Raw genomic sequence first — 6,996 nt, 5'->3', positions numbered from 1 at the left:
GTGTAATTGTCAACACCCTCCACAGTCTCACCGGACATACGACGTCTGATCAGGGTCTGCGGCAACTGGCAATAAAGCCCAGACAGCTTGAAATGATATACCCAATAATCATTCCGCATTTGGCGCCATCTGCGCCCCCTGAGAGATGCAAAAGGCCCCTTGCGCCACTCAACAAGCTGTTCATCAACGTGATTTTCAGGCCTGTATGTTCGAGCTGAAGCCGCTCTGGCTTCAGGGCCAAGGAAGCCGTGTGGTGCGCTTGCGCCACAGAGCCGCAAAATCTCAGCAATTTTCAAGAGATGACAGATTTGCAAGGTTGACGCGACGAATGTGCGACAACTAGGTTCGCCAGCAGATGGTCAGATCCATCTTTTTTGCGGCGATTGTGCTTTTTTGTGGGCAGAAACACGCCGCCCAGGCAATCGAGTTCCGATTGGGGAGAGACACACCATGAGTAAGAGTACGTTCAAAACTTGCCTTCTGGCGAGCACGCTTATTGCGGGCATCGCCACGGCTGCGCCCGCGATGGCGGCGCAGGAAGGCGACACCGCGGATACGAGCGACGTCGTCCGCGTCACCGGTACGCGCATCCAGGCGCCGGGCGTTGTATCCAACAGCCCGATCAGCTCGGTTGACGCTGCTGAATTCGCGATCCGCCAGCCCGTTAACGTCGAGGAGCTTGTCCGCACGCTTCCCGTGGCCTTCCCGGCCATTGGTCCGGGCGTCAACAACGGCCAGGGCGGCGGCTTCACCGTCAACCTGCGCGCGCTTGGCTCCAACCGGAACCTGGTCCTCATGAATGGCCGGCGCATCGTGCCGTTCAATCTGGGCGGTTCGGTCGACACCAACGTCATTCCTGTCTCTCTCATCGAGCGCGCCGACTTCGTCACCGGCGGCGCCGCCGCTGTGTACGGTTCGGACGCCATGTCGGGCGTGGTGAACTTCGTTCTGCGTCGGGACTTTGAAGGTCTTGAGGTCGGCGCCCAGTATGGCACCTCCGAGCAGGGCGACGCCACGCGCCGCCGTATGGACGTGACCATGGGCGGCAATTTCGCTGACGGCCGCGGCAACGCTGTTGTGAGCGTGGGCTACACCCAGACTGATGAGCTGCGCCAGGGCGCCCGCTCATTTGGCGAGTTCTCCATCGACTCAAGCACGGGCAATCCCGGCGGCTCTCCGGTCGCCATTCCGGCCCTGGTTATCCTGCCCGGCGCACGCTCGGTGGCGGACGGCGGCCTGGGCCTGACCGGCAACCAGCAAATTGATCCGAATACGGGTGAACTGCGGAGCTTCTTTGCCCCGTTCAACTTCAACCCGGACAATTTCTACCAGACGCCGCAGGACCGTTATCAGATCCTGGGTTCGGCTTCGTACGAGATCAATAATCACTTCGAAGCCTATACCGACCTGTTGTATGTGCGTTCCAAAGTGGACGCCCAGCTGGCTTCGTCGGCGCTGTTCGGTGTGAACGTGGACGTGCCGATCGGCAACCCGTTCATTCCTGACGCCATGCGCACCCAGCTTTGCACCGAGTTCGGCATTGCTGACTGTACGGTGGGCAACGCCGATGACCTGGTCAACATGACCATCGGCCGCCGTTTCGAAGAGCTTGGCCCGCGTCTGAACGACTTCACCACCACCACGCTCCAGTACACGCTGGGCCTGCGCGGTGATCTGGTGGGCGGCTGGACCTACGACGCCTACTACCAGTACGGTGAATCCGTGCAGGATCAGGTGCGTGGCAACTGGGGCTCGCGTTCGCGTGCCGTCCAGGCGATGAACGCGGTCAGCACGACAGCGTGTATCAACCCGGCCAATGGCTGCGTTCCGCTCAACCCGTTCGGGGAGGAAGGCTCGGTCACCCAGGAGATGATCGACTTCTTCAACCTGGACGCCATGCTCGGCCAGGAAGTGACCCAGGAAGTGCTGCACGGCAGCGTGACTGGCGATCTGGGCTTTGCCAGCCCGTTCGCCAGCAGCCCGATCAGCACGGCTTTCGGTTACGAGTATCGCCGTGTGGCCGCTTCCACCAGCTCTGACTCCGCCTCGCAAATCCAGGGCGAAGTGCTGGGCACCGGCGCTCCGACCCCGGACCGTCAAGGTACGTTCCAGCTGTTCGAGTGGTTCGGCGAAGCCTATGTGCCGCTGGTCGAAGACCGTCCGGGCATCCGGAGCCTGGCTCTTGAGCTGGGCGCGCGTCACACCGAGTTCCGCTCGGGCGGCGAATCCGACAGCTACTGGACCTACAAGGTCGGTGGTGAATGGTCTCCGATGGATGATCTGCGCGTTCGCGGCATGTATCAGCGCGCCACCCGCGCGCCGAGCGTGAACGAGCTGTTCGCTCCGCAAGTGTCGGGCCTGGGCAACCTGGCTGTTGACCCCTGCCAGGGCTCTATCTCCGGCAATCTGGCGTCGCTTTGCCAGCAGACCGGCGTGCCGTCTGCTGTCATCGGCAACCTGCCTGAGCCGCGCGCCGGCCAGGTCAACGTGCTGACCGGCGGCAACCCGCAGCTTGGGCCGGAAGTGGCCGACACCTACACGCTGGGCTTTGTCTACAACCCGTCGTCCGCTCCGGGCTTCTCGCTCTCGGTCGACTGGTGGAGGATCGACATCACTGATGCGATCTCCGCGCCGAGCGTGACCGACATCATCAGCCAGTGCTACAGCACCTCGTTCAACCCGAACCTGACGTTCAACGATGCTTGCGCCCTGGTGCGCCGCAGCCCGTCCTCGGGTAACCTGAACGATCTGGACTCTGACGGCATCGTCCTGGCCCTGAACAATGTGGGCGAGAACGTGCGTGAGGGCTTCGACGTGAACGCCAGCTACATCTTCGACGCTGAAGCCATTGGCCTCAACCCGTCGATGGGCTCGTTCGGCATCCAGTTCAACGGCACGCTGTACACCCAGATCATCAACCAGCCGACGCCGACGTCTACGCGCCGCGACTGCCTGGGCTACTACTCTGAAGCCTGCGGTGGTCCCAAGCCGAAGTACAAGACGTCGACCCGCTTCAGCTGGATGGTTGGCGACTTCGACGCCTCGCTGCTGTGGCGCTATCTGGGCGCGACTGTGGTCGAGCCGGAAGTAGCCAGCAGCTTCCAGCCTGAGTTCTCGTCGATCGGCGTTTACAACTACTTCGATCTGTCGGGTGGCTGGAACTTCAACGACAATCTGCGCTTCACTGTGACCGTGGCGAACCTGCTTGATGAACAGCCCCCGATGCTGGGCAACACCATCGGCACCACGTCCGAGAACAGCGGGAACACCTTCCCGGGAAGCTATGATGTGATCGGCCGTTACTACACGGTGGGTCTGCGCGCGCGCTTCTAGTCTCGCACGCATTCCATGACTTTAAAGGCGGGCCCTCGCGGCCCGCCTTTTTCTTTGCTCGCTGTCTGATCAACCCGGCCAGAATCCTGCAGCCCTGCAGCCTTTATCGCAGGATTGTCAGATCAGGCCGGCCAGGGGGCTGGAGGGGTCGGCATAGCGCTTTTTGGCCATGCGCCCGGCCAGATACGCCTCGCGGCCAGCGATCACGGCGTGCTTCATGGCGCGCGCCATGCGCACGGGGTCGCGCGCCTCGGCGATGGCTGTGTTCATCAGCACGCCGTCACAGCCCAGCTCCATGGCCACCGCCGCGTCCGAGGCCGTGCCCACGCCCGCATCCACGATGACGGGGACGCTCGCCGCCTCGATGATCAGGCGGATATTGACCGGGTTCTGGATGCCCAGCCCTGACCCGATGGGCGCGCCAAGCGGCATGATCGCGCACGCGCCCGCATCCTCCAGCTTGCGCGCATAGACCGGGTCATCGGAACAGTAGACCATCACGTCAAACCCCTCCTTGACCAGCATGTCCGTGGCGCGCAGCGTCTCGGCCATGTCGGGATAGAGGTGCTTGGGATCGGACAACACTTCCAGCTTCACCAACGACCAGCCGCCCGCCTCGCGCGCCAGGCGCAGCGTGCGCACGGCGTCCTCGCCGGTGAAACAACCCGCCGTATTGGGCAGGAAGACGTATTTCGACGGATCGATGAAATCCACCAGGCGCGGCTGGGACGGATCAGAGAGATTCACCCGGCGCACCGCCACCGTGATCATGTCCGCGCCCGAGGCCTCCAGCGCGCGCGCATTGTCCTCATAGCTCTGGTACTTGCCCGTCCCGATGATCAGGCGCGAGGCAAGCGTGCGCCCGGCCACCACGAAGGGGCGGTCTTCGGCCAGGGCGGGGGAGGATGCGGCGGGGGTGTTGGGAGCGTGTGTCATGGCCTTGCGTTCTAGCGCTGCGCCCGCCCCGCGTCACGCCTCCAGGCGCGCCGGGGTGCAGCCCTCACCCGCCGCCAACGAAGTGGACGATCTCCAGCCGGTCGCCGTCCTCGATGGCGATAGCGGCGTAGCCGTTGCGTGGGGCGATTTCCAGATTGCGCTCCACAGCCACCTTGCGCGGATCGAGCTCCAGCGCCTCCAGAAGCCCGGTCAGGGTGAGCCCGGCGGGCAGGGCGCGGGCCTCGCCATTGAGCTGGACGGTGATCTCGGCCATGAGGTGCTGCGCTCCTTGCACGCGGCTTGCTTGTTATACTAGGACATCACGTCGTAAAACAGGAGCCTGTCGTCAAGGCGCCCGGGGCGCCCGGAGCTTTGCGTGTCTGACCTCAAGCCTGTCCATGTGCTCAACGGCCCGAACCTGAACCTGCTCGGCACACGCGAGCCGGACGTTTATGGCCGCGCCACCTTAAGCGATATCGAGGCCCTGTGCCGCGACGCGGCGGCGGGACTGGACGTGGACATCGTGTTCGAGCAGACCAATCACGAAGGCGTCCTTGTCGACCTGATCCAGCGCGCCGGCCGCGAGGCCAGCGCCATCGTGATCAATCCGGCGGCCTACACCCACACCTCCATTGCGCTTCTGGACGCGCTCAAGGGGGTGGACGTTCCGGCCGTGGAAGTGCATCTGTCCCAACCCGCCGCGCGTGAACCGTTTCGCGCGGCGTCCTACGCGGCGCTGGCCGCGGCGGGCAGCATTGCCGGTTTCGGCGCCATGGGCTACGCCCTGGCCGTCGAAGCGGCGGCGCGCCTGGCGCGCGCCCGCCTGGCCGAACGCAAGAAAGGGTCCTGACCTCATGGCGTCCACCCCGTCCCGCCCTCAGAGCGATGCCAAGTTCGTGCGCGAACTGGCCAAAATCCTCAATGACACTGATCTGACCGAGATCGAGGTCGAGCACGGGGATCTCAAAATCCGCGTCGCGCGCGAACTGCCCGCTGCTCCCGCGGTGCATTACGCCGCCGCTCCGGCCGTGACGGCCGCGCCGGCGCCCGCCATGGTGAGCACGCCCGCCCCTGCCCCGGCGCCAGCCGCCGCCGCCGAAGCGAAAGCTGATCCCAAGAGCCATGCCGGTGCGGTAAACTCGCCCATGGTGGGCACCTGCTATCTGCGCCCCAGCCCGGACGCCGACGCATTCAAGAAAACCGGCGATACAGTGAAGGAAGGCGAGACCATCCTGCTCATTGAGGCGATGAAGACCTTCAACCCGATCACCGCGCCGCGTTCGGGCAAGCTGGCCGAGATCCTGGTGGAGGACGCCCAGCCTGTGGAGTACGGCGAGCCTCTCTTCGTCATCATCTAGGGCGCGCTCATGTTCGACAAGATCCTGATCGCGAACCGGGGCGAGATCGCCCTGCGCATCCACCGGGCCTGCCAGGAAATGGGCATCGCCACCGTAGCGGTCCACTCCGAGGCCGACGCCAACGCCATGCACGTCAAGCTGGCCGACGAGAGCGTTTGCATCGGCCCGCCTCCGGCCGGGCGCAGCTATCTGCATGTGCCCTCCATCATCGCCGCCGCCGAGGTGACCGGCGCCCAGGCGATCCATCCCGGCTATGGCTTCCTGTCGGAAAACGCGCGCTTCGCCGAGATCGTGGAGGCCCACGGCCTCACCTTCATCGGACCCAAGCCCGACACCATCCGCCTGATGGGCGACAAGATCACCGCCAAGCAGGCCGCCATGGATGCAGGCATCCCTGTGGTGCCCGGCTCTGACGGCGCCATCACCGACATGAACGAGGCGCGCAAGGTCGCCAAGGCCATCGGCTTCCCGGTGCTGATCAAGGCCGCCGCCGGCGGCGGCGGACGCGGCATGAAGGTGGCCGAGACCGAGGCCAATCTGGAATCCGCGCTGCAGACCGCCTCCTCCGAAGCCAAGGCCGCGTTCGGGGACGGGGCGGTCTATATCGAGAAATATCTTGGCAAGCCGCGCCATATCGAGATCCAGGTGATGGCCGACGAGCACGGCAATGTCATCCATCTGGGCGAGCGCGATTGTTCGCTCCAGCGTCGCCACCAGAAAGTGCTCGAAGAGGCGCCGTCCGTGGCGCTGGACGACGCCGCGCGCGCCAAGATCGGCAAGACCGTCACCGACGCGGTCAAGGCCATCGGCTATCGCGGCGCGGGCACGGTGGAATTCCTCTACGAGAACGGGGAGTTCTATTTCATCGAGATGAACACCCGCCTGCAGGTGGAGCACCCGGTCACCGAGGCCATAACCGGCGTCGACCTGGTGCGCGAGCAGATCCGTGTGGCCGCCGGCATGGAGCTGGGGCTCAAGCAGGATGACGTCCGGTTCAAGGGCTGGTCCATCGAGTGCCGCATCAATGCGGAAAATCCCAACACCTTCACCCCCTCGCCGGGTAAGGTGAGCGAGTTCCACGCGCCTGGCGGGCTCGGCGTACGCCTCGATTCAGGGCTCTATGCCGGTTACACCATCCCACCCTATTACGATTCCATGATCGGCAAGCTGATCGTCCATGGCCGTGACCGCCAGGAAGCTCTGATGCGCCTGAAGCGCGCGTTGGGCGAGATGGTCGTGGGCGGGGTGGAGACCACCATCCCCCTTCACCAGGCCCTCCTGGAGGAGCCCGCCTTCCTGTCGGGCGATTACCACATCCGGTGGCTGGAGAGCTGGCTGGCCGAACGCGCCAAAGGCTAGAAGGCGGGAT

The 6,996-nt window shown here is 64.4% G+C and carries 6 protein-coding genes; 4 read left to right on the top strand and 2 right to left on the bottom strand.

Annotated elements, in window-relative coordinates; translation table 11 throughout:
* Window positions 1-450 precede the first annotated feature (450 nt).
* Window positions 451-3,333 (top strand): TonB-dependent receptor domain-containing protein, encoded by a 2,883-nt coding sequence (locus F1654_RS12710; protein WP_150023926.1) that lies wholly within the window; start codon window positions 451-453, stop codon window positions 3,331-3,333.
* A 117-nt stretch (window positions 3,334-3,450) separates the two neighbouring features.
* Here the strand turns inward: F1654_RS12710 and F1654_RS12705 are convergent, their stop codons facing one another.
* Complete coding sequence (locus F1654_RS12705) at window positions 3,451-4,269, bottom strand: thiazole synthase (protein ID WP_150023925.1); 819 nt, start codon at window positions 4,267-4,269, stop codon at window positions 3,451-3,453.
* 64 nt (window positions 4,270-4,333) lie between these two features.
* On the bottom strand, window positions 4,334-4,543 hold the full coding sequence (gene thiS / locus F1654_RS12700; protein WP_150023924.1) for a sulfur carrier protein ThiS: 210 nt from the start codon (window positions 4,541-4,543) through the stop codon (window positions 4,334-4,336).
* A gap of 102 nt (window positions 4,544-4,645) precedes the next feature.
* Between thiS and aroQ the strand changes: the two genes are divergently transcribed.
* Genes aroQ through accC form a run of 3 tightly spaced genes read left to right on the top strand, consistent with a single transcriptional unit; the run spans window position 4,646 to window position 6,986 of the window.
* The gene (aroQ, locus tag F1654_RS12695; RefSeq protein WP_233205285.1) at window positions 4,646-5,119 is read left to right on the top strand and encodes a type II 3-dehydroquinate dehydratase; all 474 of its coding nucleotides are present in this window, start codon (window positions 4,646-4,648) and stop codon (window positions 5,117-5,119) included.
* A 4-nt stretch (window positions 5,120-5,123) separates the two neighbouring features.
* Window positions 5,124-5,627: an acetyl-CoA carboxylase biotin carboxyl carrier protein gene (gene accB / locus F1654_RS12690; RefSeq protein WP_150023923.1), complete on the top strand. Its 504-nt coding sequence runs from the start codon at window positions 5,124-5,126 to the stop codon at window positions 5,625-5,627.
* A 9-nt stretch (window positions 5,628-5,636) separates the two neighbouring features.
* A complete protein-coding gene (gene accC / locus F1654_RS12685) occupies window positions 5,637-6,986 on the top strand; it encodes an acetyl-CoA carboxylase biotin carboxylase subunit (protein WP_150023922.1) in 1,350 nt (449 codons plus the stop codon).
* Window positions 6,987-6,996 lie beyond the last annotated feature (10 nt).

Origin of the sequence: Alkalicaulis satelles (assembly GCF_008630495.1) — a bacterium.
Lineage (GTDB): Bacteria > Pseudomonadota > Alphaproteobacteria > Caulobacterales > Maricaulaceae > Oceanicaulis > Oceanicaulis satelles.
The sequence above is the reverse complement of the archived record's forward strand: the minus strand, read 5'-3'. Positions and strand labels throughout refer to the sequence as shown.